The organism is Moorella glycerini (assembly GCF_009735625.1).
GTDB lineage: Bacteria > Bacillota > DSM-521 > Neomoorellales > Neomoorellaceae > Neomoorella > Neomoorella glycerini.
This window is the reverse complement of sequence record NZ_CP046244.1, coordinates 3,152,763-3,173,786: the sequence shown is the minus strand read 5'-3', so window position 1 is coordinate 3,173,786 and position 21,024 is coordinate 3,152,763. Positions and strand designations below refer to the sequence as shown.

At 53.8% G+C, this 21,024-nt stretch carries 19 protein-coding genes; 16 read left to right on the top strand and 3 right to left on the bottom strand.

Annotated features, from left to right (window positions below; translation table 11 throughout):
• Positions 1–2: 2 nt before the first annotated feature.
• Together MGLY_RS15860 and MGLY_RS15855 are read right to left on the bottom strand one after the other, a co-directional pair.
• Positions 3–209: a spore coat associated protein CotJA gene (locus MGLY_RS15860; protein ID WP_156275488.1), complete on the bottom strand. Its 207-nt coding sequence runs from the start codon at positions 207–209 to the stop codon at positions 3–5.
• Between the two features lie 653 nt (positions 210–862).
• Entirely contained in the window at positions 863–2,209 is a 1,347-nt protein-coding gene (locus MGLY_RS15855) for an IS1380 family transposase (RefSeq protein ID WP_156271486.1), read from the bottom strand.
• A gap of 166 nt (positions 2,210–2,375) precedes the next feature.
• On the opposite strand from MGLY_RS15855, the gene MGLY_RS15850 reads away from it, so the two are divergent.
• The 9 genes from MGLY_RS15850 to MGLY_RS15810 all read left to right on the top strand — a co-directional run bounded on the left by MGLY_RS15850 (position 2,376) and on the right by MGLY_RS15810 (position 12,374).
• On the top strand, positions 2,376–5,078 hold the full coding sequence (locus MGLY_RS15850) for a calcium-translocating P-type ATPase, SERCA-type (protein WP_170291132.1): 2,703 nt from the start codon (positions 2,376–2,378) through the stop codon (positions 5,076–5,078).
• A 6-nt stretch (positions 5,079–5,084) separates the two neighbouring features.
• On the top strand, positions 5,085–5,900 hold the full coding sequence (locus tag MGLY_RS15845) for an HAD family hydrolase (protein ID WP_156275485.1): 816 nt from the start codon (positions 5,085–5,087) through the stop codon (positions 5,898–5,900).
• A 60-nt stretch (positions 5,901–5,960) separates the two neighbouring features.
• The gene (locus MGLY_RS15840) at positions 5,961–6,323 is read left to right on the top strand and encodes a Na-translocating system protein MpsC family protein (RefSeq protein WP_156275481.1); all 363 of its coding nucleotides are present in this window, start codon (positions 5,961–5,963) and stop codon (positions 6,321–6,323) included.
• Between the two features lie 212 nt (positions 6,324–6,535).
• On the top strand, positions 6,536–8,320 hold the full coding sequence (locus MGLY_RS15835) for a phosphoenolpyruvate carboxykinase (RefSeq protein ID WP_156275479.1): 1,785 nt from the start codon (positions 6,536–6,538) through the stop codon (positions 8,318–8,320).
• A gap of 5 nt (positions 8,321–8,325) precedes the next feature.
• The gene (locus tag MGLY_RS15830; protein ID WP_156275477.1) at positions 8,326–8,508 is read left to right on the top strand and encodes a hypothetical protein; all 183 of its coding nucleotides are present in this window, start codon (positions 8,326–8,328) and stop codon (positions 8,506–8,508) included.
• Positions 8,509–8,690: 182 nt separating this feature from the next.
• On the top strand, positions 8,691–9,902 hold the full coding sequence (locus tag MGLY_RS15825) for a DUF362 domain-containing protein (RefSeq protein WP_170291131.1): 1,212 nt from the start codon (positions 8,691–8,693) through the stop codon (positions 9,900–9,902).
• Positions 9,903–9,948: 46 nt separating this feature from the next.
• The gene (locus tag MGLY_RS15820) at positions 9,949–10,638 is read left to right on the top strand and encodes a TorD/DmsD family molecular chaperone (protein WP_156275474.1); all 690 of its coding nucleotides are present in this window, start codon (positions 9,949–9,951) and stop codon (positions 10,636–10,638) included.
• Complete coding sequence (locus MGLY_RS15815) at positions 10,635–10,919, top strand: ACT domain-containing protein (RefSeq protein ID WP_156275471.1); 285 nt, start codon at positions 10,635–10,637, stop codon at positions 10,917–10,919. Before MGLY_RS15820 ends, MGLY_RS15815 begins: the two co-directional genes overlap by 4 nt.
• Positions 10,920–11,000: 81 nt before the next feature.
• Positions 11,001–12,374, top strand: coding sequence for a PFL family protein (locus MGLY_RS15810; RefSeq protein ID WP_156275469.1), 1,374 nt, complete (start codon positions 11,001–11,003; stop codon positions 12,372–12,374).
• A 68-nt stretch (positions 12,375–12,442) separates the two neighbouring features.
• On the opposite strand, the gene MGLY_RS15805 is transcribed toward MGLY_RS15810, so the two are convergent.
• A complete protein-coding gene (locus MGLY_RS15805) occupies positions 12,443–14,239 on the bottom strand; it encodes a glycoside hydrolase family 15 protein (protein ID WP_170291130.1) in 1,797 nt (598 codons plus the stop codon).
• Between the two features lie 162 nt (positions 14,240–14,401).
• Between MGLY_RS15805 and spoVAC the strand changes: the two genes are divergently transcribed.
• From spoVAC to MGLY_RS15770, 7 genes are read left to right on the top strand one after another with little or no spacing between them, the layout of a single operon-like run.
• Positions 14,402–14,914, top strand: a complete 513-nt coding sequence (spoVAC, locus tag MGLY_RS15800; protein WP_156275465.1) for a stage V sporulation protein AC — start codon at positions 14,402–14,404, stop codon at positions 14,912–14,914.
• A gap of 12 nt (positions 14,915–14,926) precedes the next feature.
• Complete coding sequence (gene spoVAD, locus MGLY_RS15795; protein WP_156275463.1) at positions 14,927–15,946, top strand: stage V sporulation protein AD; 1,020 nt, start codon at positions 14,927–14,929, stop codon at positions 15,944–15,946.
• Between the two features lie 31 nt (positions 15,947–15,977).
• Positions 15,978–16,322, top strand: a complete 345-nt coding sequence (spoVAE, locus tag MGLY_RS15790; protein ID WP_170291247.1) for a stage V sporulation protein AE — start codon at positions 15,978–15,980, stop codon at positions 16,320–16,322.
• Positions 16,323–16,344: 22 nt separating this feature from the next.
• On the top strand, positions 16,345–17,904 hold the full coding sequence (locus MGLY_RS15785; protein WP_156275456.1) for a spore germination protein: 1,560 nt from the start codon (positions 16,345–16,347) through the stop codon (positions 17,902–17,904).
• The gene (locus MGLY_RS15780) at positions 17,894–18,898 is read left to right on the top strand and encodes an acyl-CoA dehydratase activase-related protein (RefSeq protein WP_170291129.1); all 1,005 of its coding nucleotides are present in this window, start codon (positions 17,894–17,896) and stop codon (positions 18,896–18,898) included. The genes MGLY_RS15785 and MGLY_RS15780 overlap by 11 nt, the downstream gene beginning before the upstream one ends.
• Positions 18,895–20,046 (top strand): acyl-CoA dehydratase activase-related protein, encoded by a 1,152-nt coding sequence (locus MGLY_RS15775; RefSeq protein WP_156275454.1) that lies wholly within the window; start codon positions 18,895–18,897, stop codon positions 20,044–20,046. The genes MGLY_RS15780 and MGLY_RS15775 overlap by 4 nt, the downstream gene beginning before the upstream one ends.
• The gene (locus MGLY_RS15770) at positions 20,028–20,987 is read left to right on the top strand and encodes an acyl-CoA dehydratase activase (protein ID WP_156275452.1); all 960 of its coding nucleotides are present in this window, start codon (positions 20,028–20,030) and stop codon (positions 20,985–20,987) included. Before MGLY_RS15775 ends, MGLY_RS15770 begins: the two co-directional genes overlap by 19 nt.
• Positions 20,988–21,024: the final 37 nt, after the last annotated feature.

The following is a 21,024-nucleotide window of genomic DNA, read 5'->3' as shown; positions in this document are numbered from 1 at the left end:
TTTTAAGGTGTCCGATGGGGCTGGTAGGGACGGTAGAGTTCTGGGAAAATCGTCCCCCGGGCCAGGCCTTCTATAGGGTCCCACCTGTTAGTAAAACGCTGCCAGGGTATATAGGCCCGGGCCAGCTGGTAAGAAAAGGATTGTTTTTCTACCTGCTCGTCTCCGGAACGGACGGTAATACCGCGCTTTCCTTGCTGGTCGGCAGTCATAATAAACCTCCTCCCCTAAAAATCGCTAATTTATATTATGATGGATAGGGGAGGAAGGGTTACCAGAAGATAAGCTTGATGCCACCTGTATCCAGGTTTAAGCCCGGTACTCCTGCAACAAGGAGAAGGGTGCGGTATTTCCTAAGGAGGCTAAGGGCATCGCCCTATGGTGACCCTCGGTGCCGCTCTGGTGACTGGCATTTCAGCTAATGGTTGACGCCAAGGGGTTTCTCGCATATAATTTAATTAAATCAAAGGGGAGTAGCTCGTAGGCCTTATGGCCTGTTGACCAGGGCGACAGTACGCATCGATAAGAGCCGCCCTGGTCCCAGGGGCTTAACTTGGGAGCAAGACCTTTGTTTGGTGCTTTTTTGCACTGAACAAAGGTTTTTTATTTACATTTTTTAACTTGCTAAGGGTTACCTGAATCCGTGATAATAACAACTGGGTAGAACTCGCACTAACAGTAAATGGTATTAACAGTTATATTTAACATCTGCTGATACATTGAATTGGGTCTAAAGTTGATTATGTGGACGAAGGCTATTTACTCTTACCTTGGGTCCCCTGGATAAGGGAATAACAAAGTAGACCTCTCGTCCTAAGAGGCTTGGAGCCTGCTTATACAGCTAACTGGAGCTAGAAGTTCTGTATTAAGCCAACGCTTTATATAGGTACCGGAAAGCTGGATACCACGGGCTGTGCTGCCCAAATCGTAATTTGACCTGCCGGGCGTGGTGAACCAGCCGGGACGCTATGGTAATCAGGTTTTGTATAACGGTACGCAGCCGCCGGCGTTGAGCTTTCTTATTGCGCAGCGGTACCTCCTTTAGCGGGAGGCTAAACTGCCCCAGAAGCCTTAGAATGTTGTAGGCGAAAACACCCAGGTGTAGCACCAGGTCATTGGTGGCAAACTTGCCGCTGGGCAGCCGTTCCAGGTCTAAATCGTTTTTGATTTCACTGTGGAATTGCTCACTGGTGCCGTGGTCGTGGTAGAGGGTAATGATATCCTCCACCGGGTCGGGTAAAGTGGTCCAGTAGGTTTCGACCTCAATTTCCGGGACCAGGAGAAGCTGGCCGTTTCGTAATATCGTCCGCTCGGTGACCTTATACACCAGACGGACAGGGGTGTCAGCACCCTCGATTTTCACCATCTGGTGCCCCCGATAGACGGTTTTTCCCTCCCGTTCTAGGGTGGCGGTACCATTTTCCTTGGCAATGGCCAGCCAGGCCTCCGGCGTTTCCTTGCGCAGGTTACGCTTAATGATAAAATCGGCTTTGATTTCCGGGTCCAAACAGACCTGGAGATTATCCTGGCTGTCATTACCGCCATCCATCCGTACTAAAAGTGGCAGCGAAGTGATAGCGCGAGCAAAGGTTAGAGCTTGTCGCAGGAACTCCGGCGTCCCTTTTTGGCAATGCTGTTTCCCGGCCCGCAGTTCGGTATGGACGCAGTAGCCTTCCCTACCGAGGTAGGCGAAGATAGGCGCATAACCGTCGTAGCCCTTATAGGTCCTGGAAACACCCTCTTTCTTGGAATTTGAATTATCAAAGGGAGTAACATCAATATCCAAAGGGACATATTGGCGCTTTAGTTCCCTGGAACCCAGGGTAACAGGAGTTACCGGTGCCTTAAGTTTCTTAAGGAACCTGGCCGTTTCCTCGAGGATAATCTCCTGGTAGGGTACACTATGAGCTATCATATCCAGGCGCTGGCGCAGGGTAGGGCTTGAAGGCACATCCTGAATACCCAGCGCCGCAGCGAAGAAGGGGTCATCCCGAAAAAGCTCAATATGGTCAAAATCACTGCGACCCTGGCAAAGCAGGCCCACGTAAGAGGTGATAACATCCCCGTGAGAAATATCCGGAGAAGAAACACCAGGTATCCGGGTCTTATTTAGCCTGAGTTTCAGAGCAGTATGATCAATGATTTCCCCCACCAGAGCCAGTCCGGCAACGGGGGTAAGGTGTTCATCAGACTGTTCAATGATGAATTTCATGGCCGCACCTCGCAGGTGAACATGGATTCGTTTGCCATCCAGCCTATTATACCTTATTTTTCGCGAGGTTTTGAGCCATATCCAGATATTTTGTTATTGGGTTGTCACGGATTCAGGGGTTATTTAAGTGTTAAAGCTCTACACAAACTGGGAGGAGGATTATGAGTTGCCAGAGAAGAAATGGTATGCCATGGAGATCCATCAGGTCTGCCAGGAACTTAATTCAGACCTGCATCAGGGGCTGAATCAAGAGGAGGCCAACGAACGATTAAAGATCTACGGCCCCAATGTTTTAAAAGAGCCGCCTCCCCGCAGCCTTTTTTCCATGTTTATAGGCCAGCTAAAGGAAATTCTGGTCTTAATCCTGATTGGAGCGTCGATCATCTCGGGTATCCTGGGCGAATGGGAAGATTCTATTGTTATCCTTGTCATCGTCGTGTTGAATGCCGTTCTGGGCGTGTATCAAGAGAATAAGGCTGAGCAGGCCCTTAAAGCTTTAAAGGAGATGACCAAACCTGCAGCCAAAGTGATCCGGAACGGAATGGTAACGCAGGTTGACGCAGGCGAACTGGTCCCTGGTGATATAGTATTATTAGATGCAGGAGATTCTGTACCGGCTGATGCCAGGCTGATCGAGGCGGCTTCCCTACGGGCAAACGAAGCCGCCTTAACGGGCGAGTCGGTACCGGTAGAAAAGGACCCTGCCATGATAGCGGCCGGTGAAGTCCCGGTGGGCGATCGGAAAAACATGCTCTTTATGGGTACTATTATTACCAGCGGACGCGGCAAGGCCTTGGTGGTGGAAACAGGGATGAACACCCAACTGGGTCGGATCGCGCAACTGCTTCAGGAAACGCCACTGGAGCCTACACCGCTGCAGCGGCGGTTGAATGAACTTGGTAAAACTTTGGGAATGGCTGCAGGAGTCATCGTGACCCTGGTGTTTGCCACCGGGTTGTGGCGGGGCGAAGATGTTCTGGAAATGTTTATGACAGCCATCAGCCTGGCAGTAGCAGCAGTTCCGGAAGGCCTGCCCGCCGTAGTAACCATTGTGCTCGCCCTGGGCGTTACCAGGATGAGCCAGCGGCAGGCTGTTATTAGAAAACTGCCGGCGGTAGAGACCCTGGGCACTGCAACTGTTATTTGTTCTGACAAGACAGGTACTCTTACCAAAAATGAAATGACTGTTACCCAGATTTATACTGCCGGCAACTTCCTGCAGGTAACTGGTACTGGTTACCAGCCTGACGGCCGGTTCCTGAACCAGCAGGGAAATGAAATAGCTCCTTTAACTGATCGGAACCTGGAATTAATGCTCCTGGGCGGGTTGTTAAACAGTGACGCCCGGTTAGAGGCAACAGAGAAAGGTTACCGCGTAATCGGCGATCCCACAGAGGGAGCCCTGGTAGTGGTAGCAGCCAAAGCGGGTTTGATAAGGGAGAAGGTGGAGAAGACCTACCCCCGGCTGGCCGAAATCCCTTTTGATTCCGCCCGCAAAATGATGACCACCTTTCACCATATAGATGGCTCAATCCAATCCTTTACCAAGGGAGCCCCCGATGTATTACTGGCCCGCTCTACCGGAGTAATGACCGGGCAAGGAATTGAACCTCTAACTGGAGAAATGCGTACCAGGCTTTTGCAAATTAACTCTCAATTGGCGTCCCAGGGGCAACGCGTACTGGCCCTGGCTGTCCGCCGGTGGCCTGAAATTCCGGCTGGCCTCTCACCGGATACCACCGAGCAGGACCTTACCTTTGTCGGTTTTTATGCCCTGCAGGATCCACCGCGTCCCGAGGTCAAGGAAGCGGTGGCTGTCAGCCGCCGGGCAGGCATTCGGACGGTAATGATCACCGGTGACCACCAGGAAACAGCCATGGCCATCGCGAGAGAACTGGGTATCTGGCAGCAGGATGACGGCGTCCTGACCGGTGCACAACTGGACCAGATGGACGACCAACAACTGAAAGAGGTGGTAAACCGCGTCACCGTCTACGCCAGGGTATCCCCTGAGGATAAGCTCCGCATTGTAGCAGCCCTAAAGGAACACAAACATGTGGTGGCCATGACCGGCGATGGTGTCAATGACGCCCCGGCCCTCAAACGGGCCGATATCGGGGCTGCTATGGGGATTACCGGTACCGAGGTAGCCAAAGAAGCCTCAGATATGGTATTATTAGATGACAATTTTGCCACCATCGTCAATGCGGTTGAAGAAGGGCGAACCATCTACGACAATATTCGCAAGTCTATCCAGTATCTCCTTTCCTGCAACACCGGTGAGATTGTAGCTATCTTTTCTGCAATTTTACTGGGATTGGGTAGTCCCCTGACTCCCATCCAGATACTATGGTTAAACCTGGTTACTGACGGTCCTCCTGCCCTGGCCCTGGGCCTGGAGCCACCCGAAAAAGGCGTTATGTACCGTCCGCCCCGTAAACCCAAGGAAGGGGTGTTTGCCGGGGGCATGGGTATTAACATCGTGTGGCAGGGTACCATGATCGGGCTGCTGGCTCTGTTTTCATACTGGCTGGCCCTTAGCTGGGGACGGACCCTGGAGGAAGCCCATACCATGGCTTTTGTAACCATGGCTCTGTCGCAACTGGTGCACTCCTTCAATGTCCGGAGCATGGATCAATCCCTCCTGTCCATAGGAGTGGGAACCAACCGCAGTTTGATGTATGCTTTCCTGGCGTCAATATCTCTCCAGGTAGCTGTAGTATTCATTCCTTTTTTGCGAGGTATCTTTGAGACATCGGTGTTGCTTACCAGCGACTGGGCGGTGGTCCTGAGCCTGAGCCTTGTCCCCCTGGTGGCTGTAGAAATAAGTAAACTTTTGGGCAAGCTGATAGTTGGCAAAAAAAGGTAGACTTTGATGCCGGTTAATGTTGATGCCTGCGGGGCCTGCATCGCCGCTGCCCGGACTACTTTGGAAATACGCCCTTGTCACAACCTTAGCCTCAACGGCAGGAGGACTTTTTGGCCGCTGGAGGGAACACACATGTATCATATACGAGCTGTAACTTTTGACGCCTATGGAACGCTTTTCAATATCGAGGGTCTGCATGCAAAAGCCACAGAACTAATATTACAAGCCAACTCTTTTCCCGCCGATCCTGTAGCTTTTCACCAGGAGTGGGATAAGTTTGCTGATAAACTAATCATGGAGGGGCCTTTCTCTAAGCTCTGGGTGGTTTTTGATCAAGCATTGGATATGACCTTCAGGCAATTCGGCTTTCGTGGGAGGCGAGTTCCCAATGACCTGGAAATATGGTTGCGAATGATAGAAAACTGTCAGGTTTATACCGCTGCTCCTGTAGTAGTTGAGGCTGTGGGCCGTCAATTCAGGACGGCTTTGATTTCCAACACTGACAATCACGAGTTATCTATAGCTTTAATGAGACACGGACTAAAATTCGATGCCATTGTGACTTCAGAAGACGCCAGAGCTTACAAGCCCTCGCCTGTGATTTTCCAGCAGGCGGCTGAGCTTTTAAAGTGTAATCCGGAAGAGATCATTCATGTAGGGGATTCTTTCATTGCCGATGTGGTAGGCGCCAGGGGCTTTGGAGCTACTGCCGTATGGTTGAACCGTAAAAGGGCCAAACTTCAAAATCAGCCTGTACAGCCTGATTATATAGTTGAATGTCTGGAGGAAGTTCTGGACATTATAGGTGACCTGGTAAACTAAAGGCCCGTTATTACCAGCGTTAACTCTGGGTAAATTAAAAAGCAGGATGAGGCGATATAAATGACCCGTAAAGGGCAGCTTGAAGATGATATCAGTAAAGCATTAATGAAATTTGAAAAGGAATATCTGGGCCGGGGACCCCAGGAAGTTAAAACCTTTATCATTGAAGACCAGATCTTTATCCGTCTCAAGGGAGTTTTAACTCCGGCCGAACAACACCTGGCTCATAGCCATGAAGGTAAAATTTTGATTAAGAAAATACGTACTCAGTTGTTGGAGGATTCCCGTCCGTTATTAGAAAAAATGATCCAGGAATTCACCGGTCAGAAGGTAATAAGTTTGCATACTGATATTAGCACCGTTACAGGAGAAAGGATTCTGGTTTTTACCCTTGAGGCTAATCTTGAAGCCCTAGTTGATTAAGCTTGCCTTTACCATAACTATAGTATATAATAACACTGGGTTAGCGATGGGGGATTCTCCTTTAATCGAGGGAGAAGCCAACATCAAACTTTAAGGTCCGCTGGTCGGCAGCTGGTCTGGTACAGAAGAGCTGGCGAATAGCAGGCCAACAATAGTGTCTTTAAACAGACATTATTGTTGGCCTTTTTATTTAACTTATGGAGGTGAATGAGATGACAGAGTGGGAACAGCATCATGTTATTGTCCTTGGACCTAATATATGCGAAACAGCATCGGACATATTTAAAAGTCCAATTTTCCACCGGATTCTGGCAAGCTTCATTGAAGATTTAGAGCAACACCAGGCACCGGAACTGGAGGCTATAAAACCTTTCCTGAGAACACCTGCTGGTAAGCAAGGCAGCGGTACCGGTGCCAGCAACCTGTGGCATAAGGAGGCCCTTGCCGATTTACTTTTGCTTCTTACTGAATACCGGCCAGATGAAATTAGCAAACGTTATCCTGCTTTCAATCCTGTTTTGGCTAGAAAGACAATGCTATATGATTTTGTGGAAAAGCTTTACAATTACTGGCGGAAATATGCCCGTTTCCTGATTGTTGATGATGGTTGCCACCAAGCAGGAGAAACTGCCAGTGATCATCATAAGTTTATTGAACTTAATGAGCGCTTTACCAACCTGGTACTGGAAATTTACCGAAAAATCGGGGCCAATTTAATGGAAAAACTCCCCCGGGTATACCGGCAACTACCCTGCGGAGCAGGAGCAGGAATACTGGCTGATAAAATTGCCTGGGATATTCCCGGGGAAGAATACCGACAGTTGCAGGCGATACCTTTTATCCAGCTGGTAGTTATCGAACCGCCGCTGGTATATTACCCCAAACGCAATTACCGCAAGGGTATGTTTATGCCGGTGTCCCATAATCCCCTCAAGCATAGTCAATTGGAAGCCAGGGATTGGCTTTGCTATCCGGCTAAAGTAGGGGATTTGTTAACCTTTATCTATTTTCATAAACGGTATTTACCCCTGGGTCTAAGTCTCGCCAACCTGTTTGAATTAGCCGAGCCAGCTGAAATTCAAGGTCGACGACCAGAAGCCATGCTGATTTTTGGAGTTGAGCCGGAACTGTTGGGTAAGCGCCAGACAGTATACTATGAAGACCGGCAGGCGGGTATAGTATTAGGACTGATCGGGCGAACTGATGATGTTGACTACTTTGGTTATTTTAAAAAGATGGTTTTAACCCTGCATAACCTTATTGCCATTGAGCGTGGTTATTTACCGGTTCATGGTGCTATGGCGCGAATTGTTTTACGGACAGGGGCTAGTGCCAACGTGGTCCTGGTCGGTGATAGCGGTGCTGGCAAATCAGAATCCCTGGAAGCCTTTCGCGTCCTGGCCACGGATTATATGCGTCGCTTAACAGTTATTTTTGATGATATGGGATCCTTAAGGATAACCCCTGAAGGAGAGGTGGTAGGCATCGGGACAGAAATTGGCGCCTTTGTCCGCCTGGATGATTTAGCCCCGGGTTTTCCCTATGCGGAGATTGACCGCAGTATCTTCATGAACCCTCATAAAAAAAACGCCCGCCTGGTAATCCCGATTACTAACTACCAGGAAGTTACCAGGGGGTATCCTATAGATCTATTCCTGTACGCTAATAACTATGAACCGGTAGATAACAAGCATCCCCATATAGAGTTGTTTAATGACGTCGATACAGCCCTGGAGGTCTTTAGCGAGGGTGCCCGGCTTTCCAAGGGTACCACTGATGAAGAAGGTCTGGTGCATACTTATTTTGCCAACCCCTTTGGTGCCCCCCAGAAGCGGGACCAGCATGATGCCCTGGCCAGACAATATTTTAGCCAGATGCTTGCCAGGGGTGTCAAAATAGGGCAGTTACGTACCCAGTTGGGCCTGCACGGATATGAAATAAAAGGCCCGGAAGCAGCTGCTAAAGCTTTATTTGAATTTATAACTTACGGGGGTTGATGTAAATGAACTTTGCTGGCGAGTCAGTATGGGAAGAAGTGCGCGGTTTTTTGAGGGATAAAAGAACAGAAAAGTTACTCTTTATATTTAAGGAAATCCTGCCCGGGGAATTAAAAGCTATCAGTAGTTTTTTAAGCAATGAAGAACGCCAGGAGTTACTGAAAAAATTTGCAGGGTTACCACTATAATCCTGCCGAAGATAATTATTTTCAAGAACGCATGCTGGCGGAGATGTCTGGGGAAGATATAGTAGACTAAATTAATCTCACGATTCTGGTGAAATGGTCCGGCTATTGACGTGCCGGTTTCAGTTCCTTCCCACTCCTTGACCATCAGGCAGGAAAGTATGATAATATAAATTGAGGAATTAATGAAAAGCGGGCGGGATGAGGCCCGCTTTTATACAGGAAGAGGGGTGGGGGAACTGGATCTCGAAACTATTGCCAGCGCCTTGACGGGGCTGGGTCAGGTACGCTTACGTGCTGAAAAATGTATCCGCACCCTATCGCCCTGGGCGACTTGTCAGAGGTGCCTGGAGGTCTGCCCAGTTGATGGGATTGAGCTGCAAAACGGCCGGCCAGGGTTGAAGGAGTGCCGGCGCTGCGGCCTTTGTGCCGTAGCCTGCCCTACCGGGGCCCTGGAGGATCCAGAGCACACCCACGCCTTCATTCTCGCCCGGGGTCAGGAGATTATTGCTGCCACCGGGCAAGTAATTTTTTCCTGTGCCCGGGGTGAGGATGAGCGCTTGCCGCAAGGCTTATTTGTAGTTCCCTGCCTGGGGGCAGTGGCTCCGGAAATAATGGTCGCCCTGGCCGCAAGGGGCCAAACAGGGTTTCGCTACCGGCCCGAGGATTGCGCTGCCTGTCCCTGGGGAGAGAAGGGGCAGGAGCTTTTTAAAAACTCCTTCAGCTGGGCGCAAAGAACCCTGGCGACCCTGGAATTGCCACACGATCGCCTGGTGCAGGGGGCTAACCTTAACCCGGCTACAGCCCCAAAGCGCCCAGTAAGCCAGGCATCCCACGCAGCCACGGCTGCCATGGGCCGGCGCGAGTTTTTCCGCTCCCTGGTGCGGGGGATCAAAGTGCCGGGAGTTAAAGTGGCGACACCAGCCCCGGGTCCGGGTACGAAACAGGCAGTTTTTCCCGGGGAGAGGATGTCCATCCTCAGGGAGGCCTTACAGCAAGTACGGCCTGAGACCGGTTACCCGGCGAGAGCCCGTTTACCCCTGGCCTCCCTGGAACTGGCCGGTCCCTGTTACCTCTGTAATATCTGCAGCCGCCTCTGCCCGGCTGGAGCCCTGGACCTGGCTGAAGGGAAGTTAAGATTTACCCCGGCCCGCTGCAACCACTGCGGCCTGTGCCTGGCAGTCTGCCCCCAGCACAGCCTGACCTGGGGGGAGAACCTGGCCATAGAAACTGTGGCCAGCAAGGTAACTTTCAACCTGGCTACAGCCGGCGAACACCTTTGCGCAAATTGCGGGGAAACCTTTCAGGCCAGCGCCGGGGCCACTGAATGCCTGCGCTGTTACCTGAACCGGAAACTGGCCGGGCCAGGGCAGAAGCCTGCTGGAGAGAACTGTTAGATTGCGGTTATCCGGATGGTATAACTATAAAGGGGGAGGAGATTTTATGGACCAGGAATTATTAGTTGAGTGGCTCCAGGGACGGGAGCTGGTTTACAGCTTCCTGGCCAGGATCTACCAGGAAGGGCCGGTCGGGGATTTGCTGGTAGCCCTGGTCAGGGAACAATTCCTGGAGGAACTGGCCAACAACAGCCAGAACGAAGAGCTGGCCGCAGGTTGCCGGCAGATGCAGGCCAAGCTAACGGCCCGGGCCGGTGACCTGGAGGCCTACCGGCAGGAACTCCAGGAGGATTATAACCGCCTTTTCGTCGGTCCCGGTCACCTGGAGGCGCCGCCGTGGGAGTCGGTTTACCGCTCCAAAGAGCATCTCCTTTTCGGCGAGGAAACCCTGGCGGTAAGGGAATTTTATCGTTCTTTTGGTCTGGAGAGTAAAAAGAAAAACCGGGAGCCAGACGACCACCTGGGCCTGGAAATGGAATTCATGGCCTGGCTCAGCCAGGCAGCGGCCGCAAAAGTCCAGGCCGGTGAAGATGCAACTGAATTCCTGCAGGGGCAGCAGCGCTTTTTAAAGGAACACCTGGAGCAATGGGTACCGGCCTTATGCAGCGATATCCAGGGGGCTGCCCGGACGGAATTTTTCCGTGGCCTGGCCCTCTTCACCTGGGGCTGGCTGCAGGTCGATGCAGCTGAGCTGGAAGCAGTACTGGAGGATTTTTGCGGGGGTGAAAAATCATGACAGTTGCCGACGGCCGGGCCATAATCACAGTTTTAGGCCAGGACAGGGTGGGAATTTTAGCGGGTATAACTGCCGTCCTGGCAGCAGCCAATGTGAATATCCTCGATATCAGCCAGACCATCCTGCAGGAATTTTTCACCATGATCATGATTGTGGACCTGAAGGGTAGTAATCTTAATTTTTTTGAACTGCAAAAACAACTCAAGGCCAGGGGCGAGGAACTGGGTGTACAGGTGACGATGCAGCAGGTGGAAGTCTTCAAATTTATGCACCGCATCTAACCGCAGCCCCCATGAGGGTAAATGAGGGTAAGCCCGCAGCTAAATGATAAGTCTTCTCCCATTCAAAGATGGAGGAAAACAATGCCGACTTTATTTTCTTTTACACCAGAAGAAATTTTAGAAACCATCCGCATGGTCCAGGTAGAAAACCTGGACATCCGGACCATTACCCTGGGTATCAGCCTGCGTGATTGTGCCACCGGAAGTCTTAAGGAAACCTGCCGCCGCGTTTACGATAAAATAACTAGCCGGGCGGAGAAACTGGTTGCCGCTGGCGAGGAAGTGGCAACTGCTTATGGCATCCCTATTGTTAATAAGCGCATAGCCGTAACACCCATTGCCCAGGTGGGTGAACCTTCAGGAGAAAGTGACCTCACCCCCCTGGCCCGAACCCTGGACCGGGCGGCAGCAGCGGTAGGCGTGAATTTCATCGGCGGCTTCAGTGCTCTGGTACATAAAGGCTTTACTAAAGGTGACCGGGCCATCTTTAATTCTCTGCCGGAAGCCCTGGCCACCACTGAGCGCGTTTGCGCCTCCATCAATGTGGCCACCACCAGGGCGGGGATGAATATGGACGCCATCGCCGAGTTGGGCCAATTGATTAAAGAGACGGCGCAGCTTACGGCTGACAGGGGTGGGATTGGCTGCGCCAAGCTGGTGACCTTTTGCAATGCCCCGGAGGACAATCCCTTCATGGCCGGGGCCTTCCACGGCCCCGGTGAGCCAGAGTGCGTATTAAATGTCGGCATCAGCGGTCCCGGGGTTGTACTGGCGGCAGTACGCCAGCACCCGGAGGCTGACCTGGGTAAACTCGCGACAATTATTAAAAATACAGCCTTTAAAGTGACCCGCATGGGGGAACTGGTAGGACGGGAGGTTTCGGCCCGCCTGGGAGTGCCCTTTGGCATTGTCGACCTTTCCCTGGCTCCTACCAATGCCCTGGGGGACAGCGTGGCGGAAATTCTGGAAGCCATCGGCCTGGAACGCTGTGGCGCCCATGGCACCACGGCCGCCCTGGCTTTACTCAATGACGCCGTCAAAAAGGGAGGGGCCATGGCTTCTTCCTACGTCGGGGGCTTAAGCGGCGCCTTCATCCCGGTGAGTGAAGATAACGGCATGATCCGGGCGGTGGAGAGCGGCGCTTTAAGCCTTGCGAAGCTTGAAGCCATGACGGCCGTATGCTCAGTTGGGCTGGATATGTTTGCTATTCCCGGCGACACCCCGGCGGATATCATTGCCGCCATCATAGCCGATGAAGCGGCCATTGGCATGATGAACAATAAAACCACGGCGGTGCGGGTCATACCTGTCCCGGGGAAAAGGCCCGGGGAAATGGTAGAATTCGGTGGCCTCCTGGGCCGGGCACCGGTTATGGAGGTCAATAACTTTAACCCGGCGGCTATGATCCGCCGTGGCGGCCGCATCCCCGCCCCTTTGCAGGCCCTGGGGAATTAGAGGGAGGCGACCGCCCAGGTGAGAAGGAAAAGATGCTGTTGGGCTCCGGATATACCTGGAGCCCTTTGTTATTCCTCCCGGTAGGCGTAGTCAAGCAAGAACCGGACTATTTCCTGGTGACTGAAACCCTGGGGAAAATTGCCCCACTGCTCGCCGGTCCGGGGGTCGAAGTGTTCAGCCATCAGGTAAAGGTCAGTGGCATTATCCAGGCAGACCTGTAATAGTTCATGCGCCCGCTCGTAGTTGCCGGCGTGGAGGTAATAGCGCCCTAGCCACAGGGTGGGTAGGTAAAAGGGAATAGCCGCGTGTTCAAAACGGGCGATCCCTCCCCACATATTAAGCCCACCCCGGCCTGAAGGCTCGCCCCTGGCAACAGGCGCAGGCTTTTCCATGGCGGCTACCGTCTTCTGTAAACGGGGATGGTTGGCTGCCAGTAAACCATAAAATTCCAGGGCCAGCACGGATATATCCAGGGGAGCGTCAGGCCCGTAATGTTGCAGGTAGGCCTGGCGCTCTACCGACCAGCCGTGGATCAGGAGCTGGCGGCGGACGCGACTTGCCGCCCGGTGCCATCGGCAGGCCCACTGCAACCGCCCCATTTCGATAGATAAATGGGAGGCGGCTGTTAAACCAGCATAGCAAAGGATTTTACCATATAGCCAGTGATCCTTGCGTTCGCGGATTTCCCAGATGCCGTTTTCCGGTTGGTCCCAGTAATTTTCCAGCCAGATGGCCGCCCGGCGGATGGCATCCCAGCGGGAGCGGATATATTCCCTGTCCCGGGTGGCCAGGTAGTGGTTCCACAGGCCGTCCAGGACGTTACCGGCATTATCCAGCTGAATCTGGTGCATGGCAGCGTTGCCGAAGCGAATGGGTTTTTCCCCATTGGGGCCGGCTAGGTCTCCGGCGATGTATTCGGTACCACCTCTTCCTTCCACAGGTACCAGGGGCATATACCAGCCCCCGTCGGGCTGTTGTAAAGAAAGGGCGAATTCATAGAAACTGCGTGCTTCCTCATGATAGCCGGCGGCATCAAAGGCCAGGGCGGTGAAATACCCGTCCCGCAGCCAGCAATAGCGGTAGTCCCAGTTGTCGTTGCCGCCGGGTACGGCGGGAAAAGAGGTGGTCGGCGCCGCAATAATGGCGCCGGTACGCTCGTATGTTAGGAGTTTTAAAACCATCAAGCTGCGGTAGTATGCTTCTATAACTTCCGGGTTAGCAGTATGGGGCCGCCGGGCTTTCCTCAGCCACTGGCGCCACCAGGTGAGATTTTCTTCCAGGGAACTGTAGAAGCCCGCCGTCCAGTGCTGGCGGGCCAGGGTTAAACTGGAGCCGTAAGCCAGAACCAGCCAGAAGTGATGCTTTTCACCCGGTTTTAAAGTCAGGGTGGAAGTAGGTCCCGGTGAACCGACCATGCCGATGCAGGCTGCGCCTTCGGGACCGGAGATAAATTGGAAAGACCCCTGGAACCGGACTTTAAAAGTATGGACACTGGTAACAATGGGCCGGGCCACCCAATCTACCCTAGGCTTTAAAGTTACTGTACCGGTATTTTCTAGAATGATCAGGCGACTTAAATGGTGGTAGCCCCATGGCATAAAGTCCAGAACAGTAACCTGCAGGCCATGCCCCTTACCAATAGTTTCTAGAACATTGCTTTCCGGTAGGTAGCGCTGGCTTACAGGCGTTATTTTGGGTTCAATGTTCAGGCGCAGGCTGCCGCCACTTTCTGGGCACAGGGCGGCAGCGAAAAGGGGAAAACTGTCAAAACGGGGCACGCACAGCCAGGCGATGGAAAAGTCCGGAGCAATAAGGGCGGCTGTTTCGCCATTGCCGATAAACCCGTAATATGGCTGATGTTTCAAAAGATGTCTCAACTCCCTCGCCAATCTTAGTAAAAATTTTATGTAAGTATTTAAGTGAAGTCAACTGCTGGCATAATTACCCAGCGGTTGACTTTTTACGTATAAACAGGGCTCCCGGTGGTCGATAATATAGCCGAGCGATAAAAATCCGAGGTGAAGGTAATGGCTGATAGTACCAAACAGCCGGGGCCGCCCAAGAAACCCCTGACCCTGGCGGAACAGGTAAGGCAGCAAAAACAAACCTACGACCAGCAGGCCTACCAGCGCCTGGCTGACAGCGTTAAACCCAGGCCCAGGGTTATTGTTAACGCCCTCAATGCCTTCTGGATCGGCGGGATCATCTCGGCCCTGGCCCAGGTCATCACCCTTATTTTTGCTTCTGCCGGTTTAAACCCCAGGGATGCTGCTTCCGCAACGGTAATAGTTATGGTTTTCCTGGGAGCCTTCCTGACCGGCTTAGGGATATACGATGAGATTGGTAAAGTCGCCGGTGCCGGTTCTATTATCCCTATAACCGGGTTTGCCAACTCCATTGTGGCGCCGGCCATGGAGTTTAAACGGGAAGGTTTTGTCTTTGGTGTGGCGGCGAGGATGTTTACCGTTGCCGGGCCGGTACTGGTATACGGCTTTATTGTTTCCGTCTTAATAGGCCTTATTGCTTATTTCCTGAAGTAGGAGTGAAGGCATTTGAGCGCACCCAAAAGAGTAGGGCAACATACCATCCAGTTTGCCAACCCGCCGGTGATTGTGGCCACGGCCTCAGTTGTTGGCCCCAAGGAAGGGGAGGGACCCCTGGGCAACACCTTTGACATGGTGATCGATGACAGCTATTTCGGTGAGGAAACCTGGGAAAAGGCCGAACGCAAAATGCTGGAAGAAGCGGTCAAAATGGTTATTGCCAAGGCCCAGTTAAAACCCCGGGATATCGACTTCCTCCTGGCCGGTGACCTGTTAAACCAGACCATTTCCGCCAACTATGCCGCCCGGACCCTGGGGATACCCTTCCTGGGCCTGTACGGGGCCTGCTCCACCATGTATGAGGGCATGGCCCTGGCTGCCATACTCATTGACGGCGGTTTTGCCCACCATGTAGTGGCCGCCTGCAGCAGCCACTATGATACGGCGGAACGCCAGTACCGCTTTCCTACCGAACAGGGCGTGCAGCGACCGCCGACGGCTCAGTGGACGGTTACCGGGGCCGGGGCCGTTTTAATGGCCCCGGCGGGCAATGGGCCCCGCATCACCCATGCCACCATCGGCCGGGTGCTGGATGTGGGGATTAAGGACCCCAACGATATGGGTTCAGCCATGGCCCCGGCGGCCGTCGATACCATTGTCCGCCACTTCCAGGATACCGGCCGGGGTCCTATTGACTATGACCTGATTATTACCGGTGACCTGGGCCGGGTGGGGCATGAGATTGCCACCAAACTCCTGGGCGAGCAAAAGTACGATGTCTCTAAGAATTACAGCGACTGCGGCATCCTGATTTATGATCATGAACGCCAGGATACCCATGCCGGCGGTAGCGGCTGTGCCTGCTCGGCGGTGGTTTTTGCCGGCCATTTAATGGGTAAACTAAATGAAGGCCGCTATAAGCGCATCCTGGGGGTTGGTACCGGGGCCCTGTTGAGCACAACGGCGACCCAGCAGGGGGAATCCATACCCGGCATCGGCCACGGCGTGGTGATAGAGAAACTGGGGTAATGAAAGGAGGTATAACCCGGTGAGTATCGTAATGGCCTTTCTTATCGGCGGCCTCATTTGCCTGGTGGGGCAGCTCATTATGGATCTGACGCCGTATAAGGTAACACCGGCCCATATCCTGGTAGGGTTTGTCACGGGGGGGGCGATTTTAAGCGCCCTGGGCCTCTACGGGCCCCTGGTGAAAATCGGCGGGGCGGGAGCCACCATTCCCATCAGCGGTTTTGGTCATAACCTGGCCCAGGGTACCCTCGAAGCCGTCCAGGCTAAAGGGCTCCTGGGGGCCTTCAGCGGCGGCGTCACCGCCGGCGCTGCAGGTATTGCGGCGGCAGTTATTTTTGGCTTTTGTATGGCTGTTCTTTTTAATCCCCGGGGATAGAAGGGGTGAAAACTAAAAAAAAATGACTATTTTAGGCGATATTGTCAAGGTTGATAAAAAACTTGATGTCAACGTTGACTGGATTATGGAGGAGCTGGGGGTGGGCCAAAGTTTTGACGTGATCCGGCGCGATATTACCCTGGCAGGACGTAGGGCCACCCTGTTTTATATCAACGGACTGGTAAAAGATGAAATCATGACCTACATCCTTACCTCTTTCTCCCGGCTGGAAGAGGAGGACCTTACTCCCAATGCGTTCTTGCAATTGTACAACAAGTACGTAAGCTATATCCAGGTCGAAGATGTCGATGACCTGCACAAAGCAGTGGATAAAATCGTGTGCGGCGAAATTGCCTTGATTGTTGATGGTTTTAACAAAGTAATCGCCATTGATGTCCGCAAATATCCGGCCCGCATGCCCGAAGAATCCGACCTGGAACGGGTGGTACGCGGCTCCAGGGATAATTTTGTGGAAACCATACTGTTTAATGCCAATCTACTGCGCCGCCGGGTGCGCGACCCCAAGCTGAGGATGGAAATGCTCCAGGTCGGCAGCCGGTCCAAGACAGATGTGGCCGTGGTTTATATTAAAGACATAGCCAACCCGCGCCTGGTAGACACAATTAAAGAAAAGATTAAAGCCATCAAGATGGATGGCCTCCCCATGGCGGAAAAATCCCTGGAGGAGTTTATTGGCCCCGGGAGTTTCTGGAATCCCTTCCCGCGGGTGCGCTATACCGAGCGGCCGGATGTAGCCGCCGCCCATCTCCTGGAGGGGCACGTCCTGGTGATGGTGGATACATCTCCCAGCGTCATGATCCTCCCGGCAACCCTTTTCCACCATCTCCAGCACGCCGAAGAATTTCGCCAGGCGCCCCTCATCGGTACTTTTTTACGCACGGTACGTTTTTTAGGCGTGGCTGTTTCCGTATTTTTGCCGCCCTTGTGGCTCCTGGTATCCCTGCAACCGGATCTATTACCCCCGGACCTTTCCTGGATCGGGCCGAAAAAATTAGGGGCCATCCCCCTGGCAGTGCAATTTATCTTTGCCGAGATGGGTATTGACCTGATGCGTATGGCAGCCATTCATACCCCTACAGCCCTGGCCACAGCTTTAGGATTAATTGCCGCTGTACTGATTGGTGAAATTGCCGTCGCGGTAGGTTTCTTTAACCCGGAAGTAATCCTTTATATGGCCATTGCCGCCGTCGGTATCTTTGCCACCCCCAGCTATGAATTGGGTATGGCCAATACCCTGGTACGGATTGCTTTGTTAATCGGCGTGGGGCTGTTCCGCCTGCCCGGTTTTGTGGCCGTGACCCTGGGCACCTTTTTATTGCTGCTTACCACCAAATCCTTCGGCCTGCCCTATCTCTGGCCCCTGATACCCTTTAACGGTAGCGCTCTAAAGGACATTTTTGTGCGGCCACCGGTACCCTTACAAAAATTGCGGCCCCGGGCCCTGCATCCCCTGGACCTGGACCGGCAGCCCTACCCGGAACCGGCCCGCAAGCCCTTGCAGCGGGAGAAGCGCATCTGGCCGCAATTTATGGAAGACGAGGATGATAACCATGAAAAATAATAAGTGGCGTTTGGGAGTGCCGCGCGCCCTCTTTTATTATTACTACGGCCCCTGGTGGGAAACCTTTTTCCAGGCCCTGGGAGCCGAGGTGGTAGTTTCGCCACCGACTTGCAAAGAAATCATGGACCTGGGGGTAAGCCTGGCGGTAGCCGAAGCCTGCCTGCCGGTAAAGGTCTATTACGGCCACGCTGCCTGGCTGGTCCCGCGAGTAGATGCCCTTTTTGTACCCCGGCTGGTCAGTGTAGAAAAAAAGAGCTTTATCTGCCCCAAACTTATGGGCTTACCGGACATGCTGCGGGCGGCTTTAAAGCCCTGCCCGCTCATTATTGATACTACGGTTAACCTGGCCCGCCGACCCGAGGAAGGCCTGGCGGCGGCCGTGCAGGGAATGGCCGGGGCACTGGGGATAAAGGGAAGTCGGGTAGATCTGGCCAGGGCGGCGGCAGAGGATCGTTACCACGCCTGGCTGGCCAAGCAGCAGGGAGAAAGTATGGCTACAGCTGGCTGCAGCGAGGAAGAGCCGGCTTCAAGAGTTTACCGTTCTTTTTCCAGCCCGGGCCAAGAGAGCCGGGACGCTTTGCAGGTGGGGGTTATTGGCCATGGTTACCTTATTTTTGATCAATTCCTGGGCATGGATATCCCCGGAAAGGTACAAAGGTTAGGCGGCAAGGTGATTTTAACGGAAAATTTAACCCCCCTCCAGGTAGAAACAGCCTGCCGGCAGCTGCCCAAGCTCCTCTACTGGACCCTGGGCCGTAAGATTATGGGGGCGGCCCTGCACCTGATGGAACAGGAAAACGTCGCCGGCCTGATTCACCTGACAGCCTTTGGCTGTGGTCCCGATTCCCTGGTGGGTGACCTGGCTGAACGCTATGCCCGCCGGCGGGGCAAGCCTTTTTTGCTTCTGACTTTAGACGAGCATACCGGCGAGGCCGGGCTCGATACCAGATTGGAGGCCTTCATGGATATGCTCTACCGGAGGCGATCCGCATGAAAGTAACGTTCCCCCATATGGGCCACCTCTGGCTAATCCTGAAAACGGCCCTGGAGGGCATTGGCCTGGAGGTGGTGGTCCCACCACCGTGCACCCGCCGCACTTTGGAACTGGGCGTGCGCCATGCGCCGGAATCGGCCTGCCTGCCCTTAAAGGTCAACCTGGGTAATTTCCTGGAGGCAAAAGAACTGGGGGCTGATACCATCGTCATGGCCGGCGGGGTGGGGCCCTGCCGCATCGGTTATTACGCCCAGGTGCAACGGGAGATCCTCCGGGACATCGGCTGTGAATATAAAATGGTGGTCTTTGAACCGCCGGATGTTCACTTTTCTGAAGTCTGGGATAAAGTTAAATACTTGAACCGGCGGCCATGGCAGGAAGGGGTCAGGGGAGTAATCCTTGCCTGGCAAAAGGCCTGCGCCGTCGATTCCCTGGAACAGGAAGTACAACACCTGCGACCCCGGGAAGCAAAGCCTGGCCAGGCTGATGCCGTCTTCCAGCAGGCTCTGGGTGAGCTGGACGCGGCCGGCAGCCGCGGGGAGATAAAAAAGATCGTTAAAAAAGCAAAAAGCGAAATGGCGAAAATACCCCGGCACGGAGGAGGCCCGCTGCTGCGGGTGGGCATTGTCGGCGAAATCTATACCCTCCTGGAGCCCCTGGTTAACCTGAATATTGAAAGGCGCCTGGGGGCCCTGGGGGTAGAAGTGGTCCGGGGCCTTTTCCTCAGCCGCTGGATTAACGATAACCTGTTTAAAGGTCTCCTGCCCCTGCCCGGCCACCACCCGGAAAAAACGGCCCCGCCCTTTTTAAACCACTTTGTCGGCGGCCATGGCTGGGAGTCGGTAGGAGATACAGTCACCTTTGCCCGGCACGGCTGCGACGGCGTCATCCAGCTGGCACCATTAACCTGCATGCCGGAAATAGTGGCCCACTCCGTTATGCCGGCCGTCCAGGAAGCCAGGGGCATACCCGTTATGACCATTTACCTGGACGAGCAAACAGGTGAAGCCGGCCTGCAAACCCGCCTGGAAGCCTTCGTGGATATGCTGCGCTGGCAGAAAGGGAGAAAAGCGGCGGAGCGGCGAGGGACATACCTCCAGCAAAAACTGTTCCAAGGAGCTGAAAACAAATGCCAAAAATTTACCTAGGTATAGATGTTGGCTCGGTGAGCACCAACGTTGTAGCCCTGGATGAACAGGGGCAGGTACTTACCACCGTCTACCTGCGTACCCGTGGCCAGCCCATCCAGGCCATCCAGGAGGGCTTGCGCCAGGTTGTAGCTACCCTGGGTAAAGATATAAGCGTCGCCGCTGCCGGTACTACCGGCAGCGGCCGTTCCCTGGCAGCCGTCATGGTGGGGGCCGATGTGATCAAAAACGAAATTACCGCCCATGCCTTCGCGGCGAGTTTTGCCGTGCCAGGGGTACAGACAGTCCTGGAGATCGGCGGTCAGGATTCCAAGATTATCATTCTCCGCCAGGGCATAGTGACGGACTTTGCCATGAATACCGTCTGCGCCGCCGGCACCGGCTCCTTCCTGGACCAGCAGGCGGCCCGCTTAGGAATTCCTATCGAAGAGTTCGGCCGCCGCGCCCTGGAATCCCGTAGTCCCGTACGCATTGCCGGCCGCTGCGCCGTCTTTGCCGAATCTGACATGATTCATAAACAGCAACAGGGCCATCCGCTGGAGGATATTATCGCCGGCTTATGCGAAGCCCTGGTGCGTAACTATTTAAACAACGTCGGCAAGGGTAAGGAAATCCTCCCGCCCGTTGTCTTCCAGGGCGGGGTGGCGGCCAATGCCGGCATGCGCCAGGCCTTTAACCGCGCCCTGGGGACGGAGGTCATCGTCCCGAAACATTATGGGGTTATGGGGGCCCTGGGAGCCGCCCTCCTGGCCAGGGAAATGCGTCCCGCGGTAAGTGCCTTCCGCGGTTTTGATCTTACCGGGCGGGAATTTCGTAGCGGCGGTTTTGAATGCCAGGGCTGCGCCAACCACTGTGAAGTGGTAGAACTGCGGGAAGGGCGGCAAGTCCTGGCCCGCTGGGGCGACCGCTGCGGTAAATGGAGTAACGCCGTGGCAGTATAGAACCATGCCTCAGGTCGCCGGTCAGGATGGTATGGCC

What these genes read in the sequence shown, in the direction of transcription:
- MGLY_RS15860 (WP_156275488.1), bottom strand. Translation starts at nt 209, where the DNA reads ATGACTGCCGACCAGCAAGGAAAGCGCGGTATTACCGTCCGTTCCGGA.
- MGLY_RS15855 (WP_156271486.1), bottom strand. Translation starts at nt 2,209, where the DNA reads ATGAAATTCATCATTGAACAGTCTGATGAACACCTTACCCCCGTTGCC.
- MGLY_RS15845 (WP_156275485.1), top strand. Translation starts at nt 5,085, where the DNA reads ATGCCGGTTAATGTTGATGCCTGCGGGGCCTGCATCGCCGCTGCCCGG.
- MGLY_RS15840 (WP_156275481.1), top strand. Translation starts at nt 5,961, where the DNA reads ATGACCCGTAAAGGGCAGCTTGAAGATGATATCAGTAAAGCATTAATG.
- MGLY_RS15835 (WP_156275479.1), top strand. Translation starts at nt 6,536, where the DNA reads ATGACAGAGTGGGAACAGCATCATGTTATTGTCCTTGGACCTAATATA.
- MGLY_RS15830 (WP_156275477.1), top strand. Translation starts at nt 8,326, where the DNA reads ATGAACTTTGCTGGCGAGTCAGTATGGGAAGAAGTGCGCGGTTTTTTG.
- MGLY_RS15825 (WP_170291131.1), top strand. Translation starts at nt 8,691, where the DNA reads ATGAAAAGCGGGCGGGATGAGGCCCGCTTTTATACAGGAAGAGGGGTG.
- MGLY_RS15820 (WP_156275474.1), top strand. Translation starts at nt 9,949, where the DNA reads ATGGACCAGGAATTATTAGTTGAGTGGCTCCAGGGACGGGAGCTGGTT.
- MGLY_RS15815 (WP_156275471.1), top strand. Translation starts at nt 10,635, where the DNA reads ATGACAGTTGCCGACGGCCGGGCCATAATCACAGTTTTAGGCCAGGAC.
- MGLY_RS15810 (WP_156275469.1), top strand. Translation starts at nt 11,001, where the DNA reads ATGCCGACTTTATTTTCTTTTACACCAGAAGAAATTTTAGAAACCATC.
- spoVAC (WP_156275465.1), top strand. Translation starts at nt 14,402, where the DNA reads ATGGCTGATAGTACCAAACAGCCGGGGCCGCCCAAGAAACCCCTGACC.
- spoVAE (WP_170291247.1), top strand. Translation starts at nt 15,978, where the DNA reads ATGGCCTTTCTTATCGGCGGCCTCATTTGCCTGGTGGGGCAGCTCATT.
- MGLY_RS15785 (WP_156275456.1), top strand. Translation starts at nt 16,345, where the DNA reads ATGACTATTTTAGGCGATATTGTCAAGGTTGATAAAAAACTTGATGTC.
- MGLY_RS15780 (WP_170291129.1), top strand. Translation starts at nt 17,894, where the DNA reads ATGAAAAATAATAAGTGGCGTTTGGGAGTGCCGCGCGCCCTCTTTTAT.
- MGLY_RS15775 (WP_156275454.1), top strand. Translation starts at nt 18,895, where the DNA reads ATGAAAGTAACGTTCCCCCATATGGGCCACCTCTGGCTAATCCTGAAA.
- MGLY_RS15770 (WP_156275452.1), top strand. Translation starts at nt 20,028, where the DNA reads ATGCCAAAAATTTACCTAGGTATAGATGTTGGCTCGGTGAGCACCAAC.